Below are 21735 nucleotides of genomic sequence, written 5' to 3'. Positions count from 1 at the left end.
CAGCTTCAGCGGCGGCAACATTCACTACGAGCGGAGCATGATCAAAAATGCCGCGCCGGTTGAACAGCCCGAGCCACTTGAGGAGGAAGAAGAGGAAGAGGAAATCGCTGAAGGGATCACTCTGCGCATCGGGTTGTTCTTTGACGGGACCGGGAATAATCAGAGCAATGCGGCGGCGACGGAGCGGTGCCGACAATCGGATCTGGACAGTTTCAGCCGTGAGGAGCTGGAGAGCATTGCCGCAACGTGCAAGCAATATGGGTTTGGAGAGTTTGACGGGAGTGCGTTTAACCGCGCGCCGAACAACAGTTACGGAAATGCGCCGAGTAACGTGGCGCATTTGTATGACTTGTATCCGGATAACAGCACTACTCCGCTCAAGGTAGACCAAACGATCGCCTACATCTCCGCTTACATAGAAGGCATCGGCACACGTAGTGGCGGCAAAGATGACAGGTTGATTGGTCAAGGCCTCGGGCAGGGTGAAACTGGGGTGGTGTCGCGGGTAGATCAGGCACCTGACTCAATCAGGGAACGCCTGCGTGAATTAGTGACCAAAAACCCTAGTGTAGCGATAAGCAAAGTCGAATTTGACATCTTTGGTTTCAGCCGTGGAGCTGCTGCTGCCAGACATTGCGCAAACGAAGCCCTTAAGCCCGGACGCGGGATATTCAGCGAGATGCTCGCAAGTGGGAGGGGCGGTCTGCTGAAAAGCTTTGATCCCTCCAAGGATGTCTGCATCAACTTAATTGGCCTGTTCGATACCGTTGCAGCCATCTCAGATCCTCTACATGGTGACTTCAGTCCTGGCAACGACCTTAATCGTGGCGTTAATCTCTACCTACCACCCGACTGCGCGCGGCAGGTCATTCACCTTCAAGCACTCGACGAGTATCGAGCGGACTTTTCTCTTAACAACGTGCACCACACGCACCTCCAGATAGGCTTGCCGGGCGCTCACTCCGATGTCGGCGGGGGCTATCTCCCACGAGCACGAGAAAAGTTGTGGATGACGCAGCCCTGCAAGGCCAGCGTTCCGGCCGGTCAAAGGGTTGAATCCCACTCCGTCTGGGCCCGTGCAGAGGCGGACGCCAAGGCATTGCGCGAATCAGGCGTGGCGCGCGACGGCTACGTTGCCGTGAAAGCCTGGCCTGCAGCAACCAACCCTCGCGGCAGAGCTGCGTCGGTCACCGAGGACTACTGGGTAACCGTGCTGCTCGACCGCCCGGTGCATGGCGAACTGAGCCTGATTGCATTGCGTGTCATGCGTGAGCTGGGGATACGTCATGGCGTTCCATTCAAGGGTCTGGAGGAGCGGCCTGAACTCGCAGTGCCAGACGAGCTAATGCCTATCGCCAAGCAAATCTTGCAGCAGGTAATGATGGACCGGCTCGTACGCCTTGAACCTGCTCAACAAGCATTGCTACGAGCGCGTTACATCCACATATCCGCGCACTGGACCCCTGAAGGTCCCTTCTTACTCAGCAAACCGGCACCGCTGAATCGTAGGAAGGTGCATCTCAATCGTCCGCAAGAAGGTTATCCCGAATGAGGCACTTGGCGTATGCAGTGGTATTGCTGATCAGCCTGAGTGCCTGTGCAGCTAACTCTTCATTTCCAGCGAGGCCCAAGCTGCCGTATCCGGCGTGGTATGTAGGGTTGGCGGCGCCCCAAAATATGGAGGTGTGGGTGGAGACGGTTGATGTGCTGGATCAGCGCGGCCTTGCATTTTTTCGCGTGCACGGTGGCGTCGCAAGCTACACGGGTCAGCCGGATGGCTGGCACAAAGGAGGAGGCAAGTCCAAACCCATCAATAACGTCGACTTGCCAGATCAAATTTTTCTGCGCTGGCAATCCTTAGTTGAACCACAAGCCTACAAAGTTTTGATCAAAATACCCCAGTGGGTACGCTATGAAATGATCAAGCCACAGCGGGAGTTTTGTAGCTGGGATCAGGAAGTCGTCACTCTATATCGGAACACCATAAGCCTGGGCATGGCGCCCGGAGGCATCGTGAAGGTCTGGGTCGGAGCAGGGTGTTTAGAGCATAAGGAAGTCGGCCGCTACCAAGCTGAAGTCGAGCCGCTCGGTCCCTACCGTGGCGCAAGCAAAGGCAAGTACATCCCGCTTGAACCGGAGAACAAAGCCTACGTAGACCAGCACGGAATTCCCTATGGCAGTTGGTAACTCGGCCATGAGTGCTAACAAGGGGCATCACGGCACGCGACGGCTAGCGCATTTGCGGCTTTGTTCAAGGCTTCCATTTGCAGACTGGGTTTCCCGAATGAGGCGTCTGGTCTTTGCGGGCGGATTCCTGATTAGCCTGAGTGCCTGTGCAACGGGAGGCTCAGTACCCCCTCCCGTCAAGCTGCCATATCCAGCATGGTACATAGGCTTTGCCGCGCCCAAGCACATGGAAGTGTGGGTGGAAAGCGTCGATGTGCTGGACAAGCGTGGACTCGCGTTTTTCCGGGTACACGGTGGCGTCGCAAGTTATACCGGGAACGTCGAGGGCTGGCACCGAGGGGGCTCAGGAGGGAAACCTATAAATAACGTCGATCTGCCCGACCAGATCTTCCTGCGCTGGCAGTCACTGGTGGAGTCACAGGCTTACAAGGTCAGAATACAAATACCGCAGTGGGTACGAAACGAGATGATTCGTCCAGAACGAGCGTTTTGCTTGGTCCCAAATGATTGGAAGGACGACTACCGGAATGTGATTTCCTTAGGCATGGCCCCCGGAGGGGTCGTGAAAGTCTGGGTCGGTGGTCCATGCGTGGGTTTCAAAGAAGTCGGCCGCTACCAAGCTAAAGTCGAACCGCTCGGCCCCTATCGTGGCGCAAGCAAAGGCAAGTACATCCCGCTCGAACCGGAGAATAAAGCTTACATAGAACAGCACGGAATCCCCTACGGCAGCTGGTAACCGCCCCCAACCGCCAGAGGCCCCACAGGCCCTGGCGGCACTCGACCCAACCCCGTCAAATCCACCCGCAACATCACCCGCCTGAAACCACCCCCCTTACAACCCCGCCGCCAACCGCGACCCCTGATCAATCGCCCGTTTTGCATCCAGTTCAGTCGCCACATCCGCCCCGCCAATCAGGTGCACGCTCTGCCCCGCCGCCTGTAACCCGTCGTACAGTTCACGCAGCGGATCCTGCCCGGCGCAGATCACCACATTATCGACCGGCAGCAGCTTCTCCTCACCTTCCGCCCCGATCCGAATGTGCAGACCCGCATCGTCAATCTTCAAATATTCCACGCTGTTGAGCATCTGCACCTGTTTGTTCTTAAGCCCGGTGCGATGAATCCAGCCTGTGGTTTTGCCGAGGCCGTCGCCGACTTTCGTGGCCTTGCGCTGCAGCAGAAACACCTGACGCGCCGGTGCATGGGGATGGGGCTTGATCCCGGCCACGCCGCCCCGCGCTTGCAGCTGAGTGTCGATGCCCCACTCGTCCCAGAACGCGTCGCGATCCAGGCTGGTGTAGACGCCCTGGTGCACAAGGTATTCCGACACGTCAAAGCCGATGCCCCCCGCGCCAATCACGGCGACGGACTTGCCCACCGGCTTGCGGCCGAGGATCACGTCGAGGTAACTCAGCACCTTGGGGTTATCAACGCCGGGGATGGCGGGCGTTCGTGGCGCGATACCGGTGGCCAGAATCACTTCCTCATAGCCTTTGCCGAGCAGGTCATCAACCGTGACGCGGGTGTTCAGGCGCAGGTCGACGCCGGTGGTTTGCAGCTTGCGGCCGAAGTAGCGCAGGGTCTCGAAGAACTCTTCCTTGCCCGGAATGCGCTTGGCGATGTTGAACTGCCCGCCGATTTCGCTGGCCGAGTCGAACAGCGTCACTTCATGCCCACGCTGGGCCGCGACGGTGGCGGCGGCGAGGCCCGCAGGACCGGCGCCGATCACGGCGATTTTGCGGACCTGAGTGACCGGCAGGTAATTGAGCTCGGTTTCATGGCAGGCGCGTGGGTTGACCAGGCAGCTGGTGAGCTTGCCGCCAAAGGTGTGGTCGAGACACGCCTGGTTGCAGCCGATACAGGTGTTGATCTCGTCGCTGCGACCCGCCGCGGCCTTGTTGACGAATTCCGGGTCGGCGAGAAACGGGCGCGCCATGGAGACCATGTCGGCGTCCCCTTCGGCGAGAATCTGCTCGGCGACCTCGGGGGTATTGATGCGGTTGGTGGTGATCAGCGGGATCGACACCGAGCCGCGCATTTTCGCCGTCACTTTGGCGAAGGCCGCACGCGGCACTTTGGTGGCGATGGTCGGAATCCGCGCTTCGTGCCAGCCAATGCCGGTGTTGATCAGCGTGGCGCCTGAACGCTCGATGGCCTGGGCCAGTTGCACCACTTCTTCCCAACTGCTGCCGCCCGCAATGAGGTCGAGCATCGACAGCCGATAAATGATGATGAAATTCGGGCCGACGGCTTCACGCACGCGCCGCACGATCTCTACCGGCAGGCGCATGCGGTTTTCGTAGGTGCCGCCCCAACGGTCGGTGCGATGGTTGGTGTGCGCGACGAGAAACTGGTTAATGAAATAACCTTCGGAGCCCATGATCTCGACGCCGTCGTACTCGGCGGTCTGCGCCAGGGTCGCGCAGGTGACGAAATCCTGAATCTGCTTCTCGATGCCCTCTTCGTCCAGCGCTTTGGGTGTGAAGGGGTTGATCGGCGCCTGGATCGCACTCGGTGCGACTTGCTTCGGGCTGTAAGCGTAGCGACCGGCGTGGAGGATCTGCATGCAGATCTTGCCGCCGGCCTCGTGCACGGCTTGGGTGACGACACGATGGTTGGCCGCCTCTTCCGGCGTCGACAGCTTGGCCGCCCCCGAATACACCCCGCCTTCAGCGTTCGGGGCGATGCCGCCGGTGACCATCAGGCCGACCCCGCCCCGTGCGCGCTCGGCGAAATACACTGCCATGCGCTCGAACCCGCCCGGCTTCTCTTCGAGCCCGGTGTGCATCGAGCCCATCAGGGTACGGTTGCGCAGCGTGGTGAAACCCAGGTCCAGGGGTGCGAGCAAATGCGGGTAGTGGGGGGCGGCCATAAAAACTCCATCGGGCATCATCACGGGGCGCGAGCGCTCTGTGGCGCCCGTCGAATCAATCAAGGCCTTGGACGAGCGCCTTGTACATGGCGCAAACAGTAAACAGCCGCCCGGCCATGCTCAATGACTGCAAGTGACAAATCCATGATCAAGCGGTGCACCTCATCGTTCATCGGGCCACCCTCCAGATTCGGACTTCGGCGCCGATAGCCCCACAACGACCTTGCCGCACCGCCCCGATGGCTGAGCAATGTCCTTTTTCTCAATACCTCGGCAGGACGACCAATGAGCTGGATCAATGATGCAAAAATTTCGACCAAGTTGATCACAGCCTTCACGCTGTGCGCATTCATCACTTTGGGAGTAGGCGTGCTGGGAAGCCGTGGCGTTTCCGACCTGTCGGACAGCCTGAAACTGGTGTTCAGCAACAACCTGGTGTCCGTTGCAGACACCGGCCAGGCTAAAACCAACGCCGTTGGCCAAAACCGTGACCTGTACCGCTTATACAGTGCCGCTGCTGCCGGCATGCCGCAGGGTGTGAAGGACGAATTGCTGACCTCGATGAACGCCAACCAGTTGGAGAGCGAGAAAGCGTTCGCTGAGTACCGCAAGACCCCGCTTGCCGACGATGAGCGCGTTGCGGGGGACAAGATGGAAAAAGACTGGCCGGTCTACCAGGCGCTGGTGCAGAAATACCTGGGCCTCATGAAGACGGGCGACCTTGAGAACGGCCGCGCCTTGTTGTTTGGCGATCTGCAGGCGGCCTACCGCGTTGTGCTCGATGAGTTGACTCTCATAGTCAAATCCAATGACCGGCAGATCGGCGAAGGCGCCGAGGATGCCGCACACAGGGAGTCATCTGCCAAGACCGCGCTGTATATCGGCATTGCCATTGCCTTTCTGGCTGCGCTTCTGCTCGGCATGTTCATCAGTCGCCTGATCAGCCGTCCTCTCGCCTATGCGGTCACGAGCGCGCGGAGCATTGCCGGCGGTGATCTGACTCAAAAGATTGTGAGCACCGGCCGCGACGAAGCCGGGCAATTGTTGACGGCGCTGGGCGAGATGCAGGGCAGCCTGAAAAGCACCATTCAGCAGATTGCCGATGCGTCCAATCAACTGGCCTCTGCCGCAGAAGAGCTGACCGCCGTCAGCGATAACGGCAGCCGAGGGTTGGTCCGTCAGAACGACGAGATCCAGCAGGCCGCGACCGCTGTCACGGAAATGACTTCCGCTGTGGAAGAAGTGGCGCGCAACGCCGTGTCCACGTCCGACGCGTCGAGGACCACCAGCAAACAGGCCAGCGAGGGCCGCGACCAGGCCCGTGGCGCGGTCGAAGCCATCAACAGCGCGACCACCGAAATCGCCACCTCGACCAACATGGTCCGCGACCTCGCCGTGCAGGTCCGGGACATCGGCAAGGTGCTGGACGTGATTCGCGGCATCGCCGAGCAGACCAACCTGCTGGCCTTGAACGCCGCCATCGAAGCCGCCCGTGCCGGCGAACAGGGCCGGGGCTTTGCCGTGGTCGCCGACGAAGTCCGGGCCTTGGCCGCGCGCACCCAGGCCTCGACCGGTGAAATCGAAGGCATGATCAACAGCGTCCAGGCCAGTGCTGACCAGGCGGTCGGGGCGATGGGCAAAAGCCAGGCGCTGGTGACCGACACCCAGGCGCTGGCCCAGGCAACGGGCCGCGCACTGGAGCAGATCGCCGACGGCATCGCCCAGATCAACGACCGTAATATGGTCATTGCCACGGCCTCCGAAGAGCAGGCGAATGTGGCGCGCGAGGTGGACCGCAATCTGGTGAACATCCAGGACCTGTCGACCCAGACGGCGGCCGGTGCGCACCAGACCAACGCGTCAACTCAGGACCTTTCCCGCCTGGCGGTGTCGTTCAACACGCTGGTCAGCCGCTTCCGCCTGTAAAACGCCGTCCCGGTGATGCCTGCAAATCGCCGGCATCACGGTTGATCCCTACAGCGCAGGCGGCCGCCGACGCCGCCTCACCTCAACGCATTCGCGGGATGGCCGCTCTGGCCGTTGGCAAACCTTCTCCAAATCGCCGTTTTGCCGTAGCCTTCCGGCAACGTCATGGCGCCCAGTGCGCTTTTCTTCAGAGGCAGTTCTCCTTTTTTCATGCGCAAAGTTCTCGGCTCACTTACCGCAGCAGTGCTGGTGATGCTTCTCGTCAGCTACGGGCTGTGGACGGGCAAGCGTCATGTCGGGCACTACCTGACTGACCTGCGCATCCAGCTGGTGATCAACGACGGGCAACCCGGCGAACGCGGCAACCTGCTGGGCATTCAGCCCGAGCTGTTCCCTTCCGATTATTCGAGCGTCAAACGCCTGCACCGCAAGCTGGCGTCCTATCTGGTGCAGGCTCGCGACCATGGGCTGCTCAACGATAAAACCATCGTGGTGCTGCCCGAGCACATCGGCACCTGGTTGTTGGCGGTGGACGAAAAAGCCCAGTTCTATCAGGCCAATACCCTTGAAGAAGCCATGAACTGGCTGGCGTTCAGCAACCCGCTGCTGTTCATCGACGCCGTGTTTCATGCCCGGGGCAGCAGCCGCTTCGAGGACGCACGGTTGCGCATGAAGGCGCACAGCATGGCGCAGGACTATCAAAATCTGTTCGGCGGGCTGGCGAAGGAATTTGGCGTGACCCTGGTGGCGGGCTCGATCGTGCTGCCGAGCCCGCAGGTGGAAAACGGTGAACTGCGCATCGGCCGTGGAGCGCTCTACAACAGCAGCCTAGTGTTCGGCCCCGACGGCCTGCCCTTGGGGCAACCCCAGCGTCAGTTGTTTCCGGGCTGGAATCAGCGGGGTTACATCCGTCCCGGCAAGGACGCGCCGCTCAACGTAATCGACACCCCCGCCGGGCGACTGGCGACGCTGATCGGCAGTGACAGCTGGTACCCCGACAACTACGCGCGCCTCAATGCCAGCGGCGCCGAGCTGATTGCGGTCCCGGCCTACGTCGCCGGCACGGACGGCTGGTCGCAACCCTGGCGCAGCGACAAGCACGAAGCGCTGGCGGCCCATCTGAACCTGGGCGCCAAGCCGATCACCCAGGGCGAAGCATGGCGTCGATTGGCCCTGACACCGGCCAGCACGGCGAAGGCCGGCGTCAGCGTGTTCATGCGCGGCCAGTTCTGGGACCAGGGTAGCGCCGGCCACAGTTTCGCCAGCCGCGACGGACAGAGCATCGCCGAGCAATCCATCAGCGCCGCCCCGAAAGGCGTCCGCCCCGGGCATGGTGCGCGCCTGATCAATCTGTGGCTGTGACCGATGACCTCCCCTCGCGTGCGTCTGGGCGATCTGTCCGTGGGTTTCGTCCACAGCCTCGCTGATGCCGTTCGCGGCGAGGGCAAAGACCCGCAACCCTTGCTGGCGCAATACGGCCTGGACGCTGCGCGACTGGGTGAGGCCGGCGCCCGGCTGTCGATCCCGCGCTACATGCGCCTGGGCCATGGGGCCATCGAACTCACCGGCGTGGCTGCCTTGGGACTGCGGATGGGTCAATCCAGTCGCTTGAGCCACGCCGGGTTGGCCGGCATCACCGCTGCCCAGGCGCCAACGGTGCGGGAAGCGGCGCGGACGCTGATTCGTTTCGAAGCGCTGTACGGCTCGAATTATCGCGGCCAGTCGAGCCTGCATGAGGACAGCGCCGGTGCCTGGCTGCGTTTCTATTCCATCAGCCCCTACAACGACTACAACCGCTTCGTGGTGGATTCGATTCTCAGCGGCTGGCTGCATCAACTGTCGATCCTGAGCGGGACGAAGCTTGTCGCCGAACGTCTGGAGATCGAATTCGACGCCCCCGCCTACGCCGCGGAATACGCCACGCTCTGCGAGCAGCCCGTGAGCTTCGCAGCGGGCGTCAATCAACTGCGTCTCAACCAGCATCAGCTTGGCCTGCGCAACCCCGACCACGTGCCCAGTACCTGGCGGCATCTGCTGCAGGTGTGTGAACGGGAACTGGAACAGCTCACCCGCACCCGCAGCCTGCGCGAGCGCATTACCCAGTTGCTGGGGCCGTTATTGAATGGGGGGCGGGAGCCGGATCTGGAGGAAGTGGCCGCACGACTGAAGCTGCCGACCTGGACACTGCGCCGCAAGCTGGCGGACGAAGGCACGCAGTTTCGCGCGATCCTCAATGACACCCGGCGCGACCTCGCCATGACCTACATCCGGGACACCGAACTGGCCTTTGGCGAAATCGCTTACTTGTTGGGATTTGCGTCGGCCGAAGCCTTTCAGCGGGCCTTCAAACGCTGGACCGAACAGACGCCCGGTGCGTTTCGTCGTAGCCAGCGCCAGCCGCTCTGACTGGCAGGCGTGGGTTTTCTTACAACTCGGTGGCGTCTTCGGCAGGTTCCAGCGGGTCCATCTCGTACGCCTGGTATTCCAGCAGTTCTTCCTGATACTCGTCCATTTTTGCGCCCTCGTGGCGGGTTCTTGTGATCGATGGTGTTGTTTGTGTCGCTGAGTCATTCAGCAGCAGATTCACTGACTACGCGCCCAACCCTAAAGTGCCCTCATGAACAAAAAATGAAGGCCCGTTGAACACTAGACGCCCCCGGATAAACGGCAAGGGCCCAAGTGTTTTCCAAGCCTTCTTCGGGCTCGCCCGCCGATTTTTTTGGCCCGCCAGTTTTTTAGCGATGACGGGGTTAGCCCACTTGACGATTGCGCCGTGTTCGCAATAGTCTCGACGCCATGAACGCACCTCAGCATTTCTTCGGCCAGATAATTATTACCGCCATTCCAGTCATGGCGGGTTAGCCGACGTTTGCACCCAACCCGCCCTAGAGGCGGGTTTTTTCTCTCTGTCTCCCGGGCCAAAAACCACATCAGGAGCCAGACATGATCATTCGCCCTTCCCTCGCTTTATTCGCCGCCAACCGGATCATCGCAAGCCTTCCCACGAGGCCCACACGATGAATCAGATGCCAGCCCACCCGCTCGCTCAGGGCGACTTGCTCAATCACTACGTCAAAAAGATCCTGACCTCCCGCGTGTATGACGTTGCCGTGGAAACCCCGCTGCATGCCGCCCGCCAGCTGTCTCAACGCCTGGGCAATAACGTGCTGCTCAAGCGCGAAGACTTGCAGCCGGTGTACTCCTTCAAGATTCGCGGCGCGTACAACAAGCTGGCGCAGTTGAGTCCGGAGGAACTGGCGCGGGGCGTGGTGACGGCGTCGGCGGGCAATCATGCGCAGGGCCTGGCGCTGGCGGCGAAGACGCTGAACGTGGCGGCGACCATCGTGATGCCGAAGACCACCCCGGAGATCAAGGTCGAAGGCGTGCGCTCCCGGGGCGGAAAAGTCGTACTTCATGGCGACTCGTTTCCCGAAGCGCTGGCGTATTCGCTGAAGCTGGTCGAGGAACACGGCTACGTCTACGTCCACCCGTACGACGACCCTGACACCATTGCCGGGCAAGGCACGGTAGCGATGGAAATTCTGCGTCAGCATCAGGGCCCATTGGACGCGATCTTCGTCCCCGTGGGCGGCGGCGGGTTGATTGCCGGCATCGCCGCGTACGTGAAATACCTGCGCCCCGAAATCAAAGTGATCGGCGTCGAGCCGGACGATTCCAACTGCCTGCAACAGGCCATGGCCTACGGCGAGCGCGTGGTACTTCAGCAGGTCGGGCTGTTCGCCGATGGCGTGGCGGTGGCGCAGATCGGTCAGTACACCTTCGAGATCTGCAAGGACTACGTCGACGAAGTCATCACCGTCAGTACCGATGAAATCTGCGCGGCGATCAAGGACATCTACGACGACACCCGCTCTATCACCGAGCCTGCTGGCGCCCTGGGCGTGGCCGGGATCAAGAAGTACACCGAACAATACGAAGTCACCGGGCAGACCTTCGTCGCCATCGATTCCGGCGCCAACGTCAACTTCGACCGCCTGCGCCATGTGGCCGAGCGGGCTGAGCTGGGCGAAGGCCGGGAGGCGATCATCGCCGTGACCATCCCGGAACAGCCGGGCAGTTTCAAAGCGTTCTGCGAGGCCATCGGCAAACGGCAGATCACCGAATTCAACTACCGCTACCACACCGACCGCGAAGCGCACATTTTCGTCGGCGTGCAGACTCACCCCGACACCGACCCGCGCAAGGCTTTGATCGCGAGCCTGACGGAACAGGGTTTCCCGGTGCTGGACCTGACCGACAACGAACTGGCCAAGCTGCACCTGCGGCACATGGTCGGCGGGCATTCGGAGCGAGTCAGCGATGAGGTGGTGCTGAGGTTTGAGTTCCCGGAGCGGCCGGGTGCACTGTTCAACTTCCTGAACAAGCTCGGCGGGAAATGGAATATTTCGATGTTTCATTACCGCAACCACGGTGCGGCGGATGGTCGGGTGGTGGCGGGGTTGGTGGTGCCGGAGGACGAGCGGCATCTGGTGCCGCAGGCGCTGGCGGAGATTGGTTACCCGTATTGGGACGAGACCAAGAACCCTGCGTACAAGCTGTTTTTGGGGTGAGCTGAACACAGCTGGCAGCGCTGATCCATCCGCCGTACGCGGACCTATTGTGGGAGCGAGCTTGCTCGCGAATAGGCCAGACCAGCCACTAAATCTCCAGCGGCTGAAACGACCTCTTCGTGAGCAAGGTGGAGCTCCACCCCGGTCACTCCCACAGGTGCTGCGTCGCTGAGCGACGCCGCGGTCTCAGGCTCTCCTGCCCGTAAGCAATTGTTAACCTACCAAACAGCTCACTGCGCCGGCGTTGACTCAACCGCTGGCGCAGCGCTCGGCTCGATGGTCGTTGCCGGCGCAGGCGTTGTGGCAGGCGCGGGCTCCGCAGGCGTCGCTGTTTCGGCCTTCAACGGCTCCGGTTCGGCAGGCGCAGCCATTGGTTCGCTGCTTTGCTCGGCAGCGGGCGCAGGCTGAGTCGCAGGCGTTGCCAATGGCGCTGGCACAACGGGCGTCGTAGCAGCTGGCGCGGCAGCAGCAGGTGCAGCCGCCGGCTTCTGCTCGGTCAACGCCGCCGGTTTGCCCGGCACCGGTTCAGGCATGCCCAGGTCGGTCTTTGGCTTCTCTTCAATGTGCGCGGCCTTCTTCACTTCAGGCGGCAGGAAGTTTTCCACCAGCCCGAAGAAACGATCGTAGAACTTGGACGATGCCACGGTTTCACTGGCGACCTTGACCATCGAATCGTCGGTTGAGCCAATCGGCATCGACACCGAACCCAGCACGCCTACCCCCAGGCTCGCGGAGTTATTGACCTTCTTCAGCGCATAGCGATCCTGCAGCGCGTTGGCGAACATCGTGGTCCGGTTGTCGGCACTGCCGTCCGGGGCACACACCACGTTGAAGCTGATCTCCATGTGGGTTTCGCCGGTCTGCTGGAAGCTTTTATGGCCGCTGATCACTTTGGGATCGCTGCTGGTGATGATGTAGCCCTGGCTCAGCAGTGCCCGGCGGGCCGCTTCGCAGGTGGCGGCATCCGAGACCGGGTAGTTGCGGGAAAACGTGCCGGCATCGTCGAAATTCTCATGCTCATAGACCGTCGGTTTTTTCGACGAGCAGCCTGCGGCAGCCAGCAGGGTGATGACCCAGCATGCGGTACGAAAGCTCAGTAATTTAGGCATCAAACATCCTGGGGCAATTGGTCGACTGAAAGTGGACCGGAGAAAACGCCGGTAAGTCTGCAACAAGCCTGCCATGGGATCAACGCAGAGTTTGCAACCGTGTGGATACATCGAAAGGGTAACTGTGCACGGGGCCTGCACCCGTGGGCCTGTCAGGGAAGCGCAGGGTGCGCTGATCAGACCGCAACAGGCTCGGAAAAGTTGGCACGCCGGGCCTGGAGTCGATCAATCGATGGCTCCAGGCCCGGCATGCCCTGCGCCTCAGACCTCGCCGTGCACCAGTTTTACGCCGAGGAATTCCAGCGCCCGCCAGTAGCCGGGGTAGGTCTTGCCGACACACTCCGGATCCTGAATCCGCACGCCTGTCACCTTCAAACCGGCCAGCGCGAAACACATGGCAATGCGGTGGTCGGAGTGAGTATTGATCAAGGCGTTGCTGCTGGTGCCCGCCAGACTCGGATCAGACGCGACGAGTAAATCGTCCCCTTCTACCGAGGCCAGCCCGGGCCGGACCTGATTCAGGCCATCGTGCAGCGCCTGAACGCGATCGCATTCCTTGACCCGCAAGTTAGCCAACTCGACGAAGCGCACGGGCGTCTCGTTGAAGGCTGCCAGCACCGCCAGCGTGGGAATCGCGTCCTGCATCTGTGAGCCATTGATGACTGCAGGCATCTTCGGAAACTGCGCGATCACTTCCATCGCCTTGGCGTCTGGCTGAGTGAACGCCTCCCCCGCCACGCCGAGGTCGATCTTGCCGCCCGTCAATGCCTCGGCAGCCCACAAATAAGTCGCGGCCGACGCATCGGGCTCAATCTGGTAATCGCAGGCGGTGTAACCCGTCGGCGCAACGCGCCACAACGCATCATCCAGCACCTCGACCTCGGCGCCGAACGCACGCATGCAGGCGATGGTCAGGTCGATGTAGCCGCGTGCACCGATTTCCTTGCCGGTCAGCGCCACTTCAATCGGCGCATCGCCACAGGCCGCCACCATCAACAGGGCGGAGACGTACTGACTCGACAGGCCGCCGTCGATTTCGAAGCGTGTGGCCGTGATCGAACCCGTACCGTGCACCACGACCGGAGGGCATCCGGTGGCGCTTTTCGCGTTCAGGCCGCCTTTGCGCAATGCCTCCAGCAACGGACCGATCGGGCGCTTCTGCATGTAGTGATCGCCGTCCAGCGTGACGCTGCCATTCACCGTGCAGACCGCCGCTGTCAGAAACCGCACCGCCGTCCCGGCATTGCCGAGGAACAGCGCGTCTTGCGGCGCCTCTAGATGTCCGGTGCTGGTGACAACGAAACTGGTGTCGTCTGGCTCGTCGATGGTCACGCCCATCCGCCGCAGAGCATTGGACATGTGCCGGGTGTCGTCGCTTTTCAGCGCGCCGCGCAAGTGGCTGGTGCCCTTGGCGAGGGCAGCCAGGAGCAGCGCGCGGTTGGTGATGGACTTCGAGCCGGGCGGCGACACATGGCCCGTCAGCGGTACGCCCGGCGGGATGACAGTGATGGTTTGGTTCATGCCCATGGTCCAGCTCTCCAAATTCGAAATCAGGCACCGCTCAGCGCCGCGTTAACAGCCGGCGATCATGGCATTTATCGCCGAGCTCTGCAGCATCCAGCGCGACAGGCGACGTTTTCACCAAATCGCGGGCACAAAAAAAGCGATCCTGGGATCGCTTTCTCTGTTGCTTCAAGGAGTTCAAGGGCCTCGAAGCGATGTATGGCGCAGCGGACGGGACTCGAACCCGCGACCCCCGGCGTGACAGGCCGGTATTCTAACCGACTGAACTACCGCTGCTTGTCGCACAGACTTTCATCTGCTTAACGCTGTTGAAACCGACCCTTGGGCCTGCTTCGTAAAACACTGACCGAAAACCTTGGCTTTCAATCTCAAACCGGGAAACCCGATTCGTAAAATATGGCGCAGCGGACGGGACTCGAACCCGCGACCCCCGGCGTGACAGGCCGGTATTCTAACCGACTGAACTACCGCTGCGCATTGCGTGGACTTTCGTCCTGCTGAATCTCAGTAACATTCAACACGTACAGCTTTCAATGCAGCTTTGAAACACTCAACGATGGTGGGTGATGACGGGATCGAACCGCCGACCCTCTGCTTGTAAGGCAGATGCTCTCCCGGCTGAGCTAATCACCCTTGCTTCGCTGAGGCCGCGAAATTTACGCAGGTGACGAACCTAAGTCAATAGCCCGCTTGAAGTTTTTTTAAAAGAGCCATTTTTTGCAGGAAGCATGAAGCTGCACATCAGCAATAAAAAAGCGAGCCCCGAGGCTCGCTTTCGTGTTCAGACACCTGCTTACAACGCAGCCAGACCCCGCGCGAGATCCGCCTGCAGGTCAGCGACGTCTTCCAGCCCTACCGCAACGCGGATCAGGCTGTCACGAATGCCGGCCGCCTCACGCTCCTGCGGCGACAGCCGACCGTGGGACGTGGTGCTCGGATGGGTGATGGTGGTCTTGGTGTCGCCCAGGTTCGCGGTGATCGAGATCAGCCGCGTGGCATCGATGAAACGCCATGCGCCGTCCTTGCCACCCTTCACCTCAAAGCTCACCACCGCGCCGAACGCCTTCTGCTGACGTTTGGCCAGCGCATGCTGTGGGTGACTCTCGAGACCGGAGTAATGCACCCTCTCGATGCCCTCCTGCTGTTCGAGCCACTGCGCCAGTTCAAGGGCGCTCTGGCAATGGGCACGCATGCGGATGTTCAGGGTTTCGAGCCCCTTGAGGAACAGCCAGGCATTGAACGGGCTCAGGCTCGGGCCGGCAGTGCGCAGGAAACCGACGACTTCTTTCATCAACTCGCTGCGACCGACCACCACGCCGCCCATGGCGCGGCCCTGCCCGTCGATGAACTTGGTCGCCGAGTGGACGACCACGTCCGCCCCCATGCGCAGCGGCTGCTGCAGGGCCGGTGTGCAGAAGCAGTTGTCGACCACCAGCAGCGTGCCCTTGGCGTGGGCGATTTCCGCCAGCCCGCTGATGTCGACCAGCTCCGCCAACGGGTTGGAAGGCGATTCGACAAAAAGCATCTTGGTATTCGGTTTGATCGCCGCGTCCCAGCCGGACAATTCGGCGAGGGGGACGTAATCGACTTCGACCCCGAAGCGTTTGAAATACTTTTCAAACAGGCTGATGGTGGAGCCGAATACGCTTTTCGACACCAGCACATGGTCGCCGGCGCTGCAGAAGCTCATCACCGTCGCGAGAATGGCGGACATACCGGTGGACGTCGCCACCGCCTGCTCGCCGCCTTCCAGCGCGGCCATGCGCTCTTCGAACGAAGCCACGGTCGGGTTGGTGTAGCGCGAATAGACGTTGCCGGGGATCTCTCCGGCGAAGGTCGCGGCCGCCTCGGCTGCCGTGCGGAACACGTAGCTGGACGTGAAAAACAGTGGATCGCTGTGTTCGCGTTCCGGCGTGCGGTGCTGACCGGCACGAACCGCGAGGGTGTCGAAACCGACGCCCTCGAGATCGCTGTCCAGTCGACCGGCATCCCATTCCTGAGTCATGCCGCCTGCTCCTTGTCTGGATTAGTTGTTGTACAGATCGATGATCGCGCTCACCGCCTGAGTCTTGACCTTGGAGGCGTCATTGCGCGCCTGCTCGATCTTGTTCAGGTAGTGCTCGTCGATGTCACCGGTCACGTACTTACCGTCGAAGACCGAACAGTCGAAATTGTCGATCTTGATCTTTTTGCTGCCACTCACCGCCTCGATCAGGTCATTCAAGTCCTGATAGACCAGCCAGTCGGCACCGATGAGGTCGGCCACGTCCTGGGTGGAACGGTTGTGAGCGATCAGCTCGTGGGCACTCGGCATGTCGATGCCGTAGACGTTGGGGAAGCGCACGGCCGGGGCCGCGGAACAGAAATACACGTTCTTGGCGCCGGCTTCGCGGGCCATCTGGATGATCTGCTTGCACGTGGTGCCGCGCACGATGGAGTCGTCCACCAGCATCACGTTCTTGCCACGGAATTCCAGCTCGATCGCATTGAGCTTCTGGCGCACGGATTTTTTCCGCGCGGCCTGACCCGGCATGATGAAGGTGCGGCCGATGTAGCGGTTCTTGACGAAGCCTTCGCGGAATTTCACGCCCAAGTGGTTCGCCAGCTCCAGCGCCGCCGTACGGCTGGTGTCCGGAATCGGGATCACCACGTCGATGTCGTGATCAGGACGCTCGCGCAGGATCTTGTCCGCCAGCTTCTCGCCCATGCGCAGACGCGCCTTGTAGACCGAGATGCCGTCGATGATCGAGTCCGGGCGCGCCAGATAGACGTGTTCGAAGATGCACGGGGCGTATTTCGGGTTGGTGGCGCACTGACGGGTGTGCAGCTTGCCGTCTTCGGTGATGTAAACCGCCTCGCCCGGGGCCAGGTCACGAATCAGGGTAAAACCGAGCACGTCCAGCGAAACGCTCTCGGACGCGATCATGTACTCCACGCCTTCGTCGGTGTGACGCTGACCAAAGACGATCGGGCGGATGGCGTCTGGGTCGCGGAAGCCGACGATGCCGTAACCGGTGATCATCGCCACGACCGCGTAACCGCCACGGCAACGCTTATGCACGTCGGTGACGGCGGCGAAGATGTCTTCTTCGGTCGGCTGCAACTTGCCACGCACGGCCAGCTCGTGGGCGAACACGTTGAGCAGGACTTCAGAGTCGGAGTTGGTGTTGACGTGGCGCAGGTCGGATTCGTAAATCTCCTTGGCCAACTGCTCGACGTTGGTCAGGTTGCCGTTGTGCGCCAGGGTGATGCCGTAAGGCGAGTTGACGTAGAACGGCTGGGCTTCGGCTGACGTTGAGCTGCCTGCCGTTGGATAACGGACGTGACCAATGCCCATGTGCCCGACCAGACGCTGCATATGGCGTTGGTGAAACACGTCCCGAACCAGACCGTTGTCCTTGCGCAGAAACAACCGGCCGTCATGGCTGGTCACGATACCGGCAGCGTCCTGGCCGCGGTGCTGGAGGACGGTGAGCGCGTCATAAAGCGCCTGATTGACGTTCGACTTGCCGACGATACCGACGATGCCACACATGCGACACAACCCCTACTTAGTGGAACTGGATTTACCGAACACTTCCGGCGGCGTTGTAGGCGGCAGGAGGTGATCCTTGAACGGGATGTCAACAGGTACGCTGACTCCGCTGGCGAGCCACTTGCTGGACATCCCGAGAATCAGGTTTTTCGACCAGTCAGCGACCATGACAAATTGCGGGAGCAGCCTCGACTGCTGCCACCATTGATCCTGTTGCACCGGGCCCAGGCTCAACAGCCCGACCGCGACGACAACCAGCAAGGCTCCGCGCGCCGCGCCGAAGACCATGCCCAGAAAACGATCGGTCCCGGACAGCCCGGTGACGCGAATCAGTTCTCCAATCAGAAAGTTGACCATGGCGCCGACCAGCAGTGTGGCGACGAAAAGAATGGTGCAGCCCGCAATCACGCGCGCCGAAGGTGCTTCGATGTAGTTGACCAGATACTGGGCCAGCGATCCGCCAAACATCCAGGCGACGGCACCTGCGATGATCCACGTCAACAAGGACAGTGCTTCTTTGACGAAGCCGCGCTTGAGACTGATCAAAGCGGAGATGGCGACAATTGCAATGATCGCCCAGTCAACCGGAGTAAATGACACGTCGCAGCCTACAGACTGATAAGGCGGCGGATTTTAGCAGAGCACTCGCCTGCCGGTAAGCAGCGATTGCGGATGAAGGCCAATTAAGGCGAACTATTGGACTTTGTCCGAGGTCGGGGCGGGTTGAACCCTAAATCGAGGGCGTCAGATCCGGCCTCTTCCCGGCTGAAGCCGGTCCCACAAAGGCAACGCGTGCACTCAGTGGGACCGGCTTCAGCCGGGAAAGCGTCAGTTGTCACGCTGCAAAAGCGAGGGTGGCTGATCCGGCCCCTTCCCGGCTAAAGCCGGTCCTACATAGGCGACGCGTGCACTCAGTGGGACCGCTTTAGCCGGGAAGGCGTCAGTCGACTTACCTACGCTCCGGCTGGAAACGCACGACGATGCCTTTGATTTTCTGCTGCTTTTCCAGCGTGTCACGCAGACGATCCGCCTCGGCGCGCTCGATCACCGGGCCAACGAAGACACGGTTCACACCATCGGAGGTACGGATGTAAGCGTTGTAGCCTTGAGTGCGCAGCGTCTTCTGCAGATTGTCGGCGTTGGCACGGTTGGACAGGCTTGCCAGCTGCACCGACCACGTGACCGACAGACCATTTGCATCGACCCGGCTGGTGTCAGCCGCCGAAGCGACAGGCGCTGGCGCTTGAGCGGGAGCAGGTGTCGGCGCCGGAACAGGTTTCGCGGGCGCGGTCTGAACGGCTTTCGGCGCAGCAGCCACAGGCTTGGAAGGCGCAGGGGCAATGGGCATTGCCGGCGGCTGCTGACTGGTGCGCTGTTGAACGGGCTGAGCAGTATGGGTGGACTGAGCAGGCTGGGTCAGTTCGTCATCGGTCGGCACGGGCTCCTGCGGCAGTGGCTGTTGTTCGGGCACGCTGACCGGCTCGACCTTGATCGGCGAGGTGGCCGGCGCTTGCGGAGCGGCTGGCGCATCGACCTGCACACGGCGGGCTTCGTCTTGACGCGAAAACAGCATCGGCAGAAAAATCACCGCGATGGCAATCAGCACCAACGCTCCCACCATGCGCTGTTTGTACGCTTTATCCAGCAAAGCCATGTGTCACTTCCTCCGTGACGCGCCAGCAAGCCATTCCAGGGCCTCGGCTACGCAGTAAAAAGACCCGAACAGAACAATCTCGTCGTCGGCTGTCGCGTGGGCGCACTGGGCTTCAAGCGCCAGTGCGATACTCGGGTGAGACGTCACGCGAGCGCCAAGGTTCTGCAACGCCTGTTCGATCTCTTGCACCGGACGACTGCGCGGCGTTGGCAGCGGCGCCACGGCCCAACTGCTGAACGTTTCGCTCAACTCCGCCAGAACACCTGGCAGGTCCTTGTCACTGAGCAGACCGAACACCGCCAGCCGCTTGCCCGCTACCGGTCGCTGATTCAGGCGCTGGGCGAGAAACGTTGCCGCATGGGGGTTATGGCCGACATCCAGCAGAAGGCTCAGCGATTTGCCCTGCCAGTCGATGCGGCGGCGATCAAGGCGACCGGTGACGCGCGTGTTGACGAGCGCATCCCGTAGGCTCGCCTCGTGCCACGGCAAATCCAGCAGCAGGTAAGCCTGCAACGCCAGGGCCGCGTTCTGCATGGGCAGGTCGAGTAAAGGCAGCGAATGCAGTTCGACTTTCCGGCCGTTTGCGTCGGTGCCCGACCAATCCCAACCCGTCGCGTTGATCTGCAGCTCGAAATCGCGACCGCGCAGCGACAGCGGGCAACTCAGTGACCGCGCCCTGTCGAGCAATGGCTGCGGTGGATCGAGATCGCCGCACAGCGCGGGCTTTCCTTCACGGAATATCCCGGCTTTCTCGAAGGCCACGGTTTCGCGGGTATTGCCTAGAAATTCCGCGTGATCGACACCAATGCTGGTGACCAGCGCCATGTCGGCGTCGATCAGGTTGACCGTATCGAGCCGCCCGCCGAGACCGACTTCCAGCACGACGGCGTCCAGCCCGGCCTGCTCGAACAGCCAGAAGGCTGCCAGCGTGCCCATTTCGAAGTAAGTCAGGGAGACGTCACCACGGCCACGCTCAACCACGTCGAACGCCGCGCACAGCTCGGCGTCAGTCGCCTCAACGCCCTGCACCTGCACACGCTCGTTGTAGCGCAGCAAGTGCGGCGAGCTGTAAACGCCGACTTTCAGGCCTTGGGCTTGCAGCAAAGAAGCAACGAATGCGCAGGTCGAGCCCTTGCCGTTGGTACCGGTGACGGTGATCACTTTCGGCGCCGGCCGGGTCAGGCCCATCTGCGTAGCCACCTGCTGCGAACGTTCCAGCCCCATGTCGATGGCCGACGGGTGCAGGTGTTCCAGGTAACTGAGCCAGTCGCTCAAAGAGCGTGCGGTCATATGTTCGCCGGAGCGGGCGGTACAACGATCGGATCAAGTTTCGGCGCCACGAATTTCGGCGTCGGCAGCCCCATCATCTGCGCCAGCACATTACCCAGACGCTGACGCAGCTCCTGACGGTGGATGATCATGTCGATGGCGCCGTGGTCGAGCAGGAACTCGCTGCGCTGGAAGCCTTCCGGCAGCTTCTCGCGCACGGTCTGCTCGATCACGCGAGGGCCGGCGAAACCGATCAGGGCCTTGGGCTCGGCGACAATGATGTCGCCCAGCATCGCGAGACTGGCGGAAACACCGCCGTAGACCGGGTCGGTCAGCACGGAAATAAACGGCAGGCCTTCTTCACGAAGACGCGCCAGGACAGCCGAGGTCTTGGCCATCTGCATCAGAGAGATCAGGGCTTCCTGCATGCGCGCACCGCCGGAGGCCGCAAAGCAGATCATCGGGCAGCGGTTTTCCAGCGCATAGTTGGCGGCTTGCACGAAGCGCTCACCCACGACCGCACCCATCGAGCCGCCCATGAAGGAGAACTCGAATGCGCTGCACACCACCGGCATGCCCAGCAGGGTGCCGCTCATGGAAATCAGCGCGTCCTTTTCACCGGTCTGCTTCTGCGCGGCGACCAGGCGATCCTTGTACTTCTTGCCGTCGCGGAATTTCAGACGGTCCACCGGCTCCAGATCAACGCCGATCTCCTGGCGGCCTTCGGCGTCCAGGAAGATATTCAGACGGGCACGGGCGCCGATGCGCATGTGGTGGTTGCACTTCGGGCAGACGTCCAAGGTCTTTTCCAGCTCCGGGCGATACAGCACCGCTTCGCAGGACGGGCACTTGTGCCACAGACCTTCGGGCACCGAGCTCTTCTTGACCTCGGAACGCATGATCGAAGGGATCAGTTTGTCTACCAACCAGTTGCTCATGCTTTCTTTCTCCAGTACCGATGGCTCGAACGCGATGGCAATCGGTGCCATGCGCATGCCCTTAAACCAATGTCATGTACGGTGCCGCGAAATGTCGTACAGCGATCGGCGCGAGCGCCTGACCTGCCAAAACAACACTCAGCAACACCA

At 61.3% G+C, this 21735-nt stretch carries 17 protein-coding genes, 3 tRNA genes and 1 pseudogene; 7 read left to right on the top strand and 14 right to left on the bottom strand.

Annotation, left to right across the window (positions count from 1 at the left end):
- The first annotated feature begins 37 nt into the window (after positions 1–37).
- From QWI20_RS18940 to QWI20_RS18930, 3 genes are read left to right on the top strand one after another with little or no spacing between them, the layout of a single operon-like run.
- The gene (locus tag QWI20_RS18940) at positions 38–1552 is read left to right on the top strand and encodes a DUF2235 domain-containing protein (RefSeq protein ID WP_369306780.1); all 1515 of its coding nucleotides are present in this window, start codon (positions 38–40) and stop codon (positions 1550–1552) included.
- The gene (locus QWI20_RS18935; protein WP_369306724.1) at positions 1549–2187 is read left to right on the top strand and encodes a DUF2931 family protein; all 639 of its coding nucleotides are present in this window, start codon (positions 1549–1551) and stop codon (positions 2185–2187) included. Before QWI20_RS18940 ends, QWI20_RS18935 begins: the two co-directional genes overlap by 4 nt.
- On the top strand, positions 2174–2923 hold the full coding sequence (locus QWI20_RS18930) for a DUF2931 family protein (protein WP_369306723.1): 750 nt from the start codon (positions 2174–2176) through the stop codon (positions 2921–2923). The genes QWI20_RS18935 and QWI20_RS18930 overlap by 14 nt, the downstream gene beginning before the upstream one ends.
- 96 nt (positions 2924–3019) lie before the next feature.
- On the opposite strand, the gene QWI20_RS18925 is transcribed toward QWI20_RS18930, so the two are convergent.
- Entirely contained in the window at positions 3020–5059 is a 2040-nt protein-coding gene (locus tag QWI20_RS18925; protein WP_369306722.1) for an FAD-dependent oxidoreductase, read from the bottom strand.
- A 285-nt stretch (positions 5060–5344) separates the two neighbouring features.
- On the opposite strand from QWI20_RS18925, the gene QWI20_RS18920 reads away from it, so the two are divergent.
- A complete protein-coding gene (locus QWI20_RS18920) occupies positions 5345–6985 on the top strand; it encodes a methyl-accepting chemotaxis protein (RefSeq protein WP_369306721.1) in 1641 nt (546 codons plus the stop codon).
- A gap of 77 nt (positions 6986–7062) precedes the next feature.
- Here the strand turns inward: QWI20_RS18920 and QWI20_RS18915 are convergent, their stop codons facing one another.
- The gene (locus QWI20_RS18915; RefSeq protein ID WP_369306720.1) at positions 7063–7197 is read right to left on the bottom strand and encodes a hypothetical protein; all 135 of its coding nucleotides are present in this window, start codon (positions 7195–7197) and stop codon (positions 7063–7065) included.
- On the opposite strand from QWI20_RS18915, the gene QWI20_RS18910 reads away from it, so the two are divergent.
- Together QWI20_RS18910 and QWI20_RS18905 are read left to right on the top strand one after the other, a co-directional pair.
- On the top strand, positions 7196–8347 hold the full coding sequence (locus tag QWI20_RS18910; protein WP_369306719.1) for a carbon-nitrogen hydrolase family protein: 1152 nt from the start codon (positions 7196–7198) through the stop codon (positions 8345–8347). The two genes, QWI20_RS18915 and QWI20_RS18910, sit on opposite strands and share 2 nt — an antisense overlap.
- A gap of 3 nt (positions 8348–8350) precedes the next feature.
- Complete coding sequence (locus tag QWI20_RS18905) at positions 8351–9391, top strand: AraC family transcriptional regulator (protein ID WP_369306718.1); 1041 nt, start codon at positions 8351–8353, stop codon at positions 9389–9391.
- A gap of 19 nt (positions 9392–9410) precedes the next feature.
- Here QWI20_RS18905 and QWI20_RS18900 read toward each other — a convergent pair whose 3' ends face one another.
- Positions 9411–9572, bottom strand: coding sequence for a hypothetical protein (locus QWI20_RS18900; RefSeq protein WP_369306786.1), 162 nt, complete (start codon positions 9570–9572; stop codon positions 9411–9413).
- Positions 9573–10011: 439 nt separating this feature from the next.
- On the opposite strand from QWI20_RS18900, the gene ilvA reads away from it, so the two are divergent.
- Positions 10012–11556 (top strand): threonine ammonia-lyase, biosynthetic, encoded by a 1545-nt coding sequence (ilvA, locus tag QWI20_RS18895; protein ID WP_369306779.1) that lies wholly within the window; start codon positions 10012–10014, stop codon positions 11554–11556.
- Positions 11557–11786: 230 nt separating this feature from the next.
- Here ilvA and QWI20_RS18890 read toward each other — a convergent pair whose 3' ends face one another.
- The 11 genes and pseudogenes from QWI20_RS18890 to accD all read right to left on the bottom strand — a co-directional run bounded on the left by QWI20_RS18890 (position 11787) and on the right by accD (position 21585).
- Positions 11787–12665 carry a DUF2242 domain-containing protein gene (locus QWI20_RS18890; RefSeq protein WP_369306717.1) on the bottom strand — a complete coding sequence of 293 codons (879 nt, stop codon included), beginning with the start codon at positions 12663–12665 and terminating at the stop codon, positions 11787–11789.
- A 261-nt stretch (positions 12666–12926) separates the two neighbouring features.
- Positions 12927–14192 (bottom strand): 3-phosphoshikimate 1-carboxyvinyltransferase, encoded by a 1266-nt coding sequence (aroA, locus tag QWI20_RS18885; RefSeq protein ID WP_369306716.1) that lies wholly within the window; start codon positions 14190–14192, stop codon positions 12927–12929.
- Between the two features lie 196 nt (positions 14193–14388).
- Positions 14389–14465, bottom strand: a tRNA-Asp gene (locus QWI20_RS18880).
- Between the two features lie 121 nt (positions 14466–14586).
- Positions 14587–14663 (bottom strand) — tRNA-Asp (locus tag QWI20_RS18875).
- An 83-nt stretch (positions 14664–14746) separates the two neighbouring features.
- A tRNA-Val gene (locus QWI20_RS18870) sits at positions 14747–14822 on the bottom strand.
- Positions 14823–14982: 160 nt separating this feature from the next.
- Complete coding sequence (locus tag QWI20_RS18865) at positions 14983–16194, bottom strand: O-succinylhomoserine sulfhydrylase (RefSeq protein WP_369306715.1); 1212 nt, start codon at positions 16192–16194, stop codon at positions 14983–14985.
- A 21-nt stretch (positions 16195–16215) separates the two neighbouring features.
- Positions 16216–17724 (bottom strand): amidophosphoribosyltransferase, encoded by a 1509-nt coding sequence (gene purF, locus QWI20_RS18860; RefSeq protein WP_065986403.1) that lies wholly within the window; start codon positions 17722–17724, stop codon positions 16216–16218.
- Between the two features lie 12 nt (positions 17725–17736).
- Entirely contained in the window at positions 17737–18324 is a 588-nt protein-coding gene (locus QWI20_RS18855) for a CvpA family protein (RefSeq protein ID WP_037011737.1), read from the bottom strand.
- A 349-nt stretch (positions 18325–18673) separates the two neighbouring features.
- Positions 18674–19378 carry an SPOR domain-containing protein gene (locus tag QWI20_RS18850; protein WP_369306714.1) on the bottom strand — a complete coding sequence of 235 codons (705 nt, stop codon included), beginning with the start codon at positions 19376–19378 and terminating at the stop codon, positions 18674–18676.
- Positions 19362–20668: pseudogene (gene folC / locus QWI20_RS18845) on the bottom strand (bifunctional tetrahydrofolate synthase/dihydrofolate synthase). Before folC ends, QWI20_RS18850 begins: the two are co-directional and overlap by 17 nt.
- Positions 20665–21585, bottom strand: a complete 921-nt coding sequence (accD, locus tag QWI20_RS18840) for an acetyl-CoA carboxylase, carboxyltransferase subunit beta (protein WP_369306778.1) — start codon at positions 21583–21585, stop codon at positions 20665–20667. Before accD ends, folC begins: the two are co-directional and overlap by 4 nt.
- Positions 21586–21735: the final 150 nt, after the last annotated feature.

The organism is Pseudomonas sp. W2-17 (assembly GCF_041060445.1).
Classification (GTDB): domain Bacteria; phylum Pseudomonadota; class Gammaproteobacteria; order Pseudomonadales; family Pseudomonadaceae; genus Aquipseudomonas.
The sequence above is the reverse complement of the archived record's forward strand: the minus strand, read 5'-3'. Positions and strand labels throughout refer to the sequence as shown.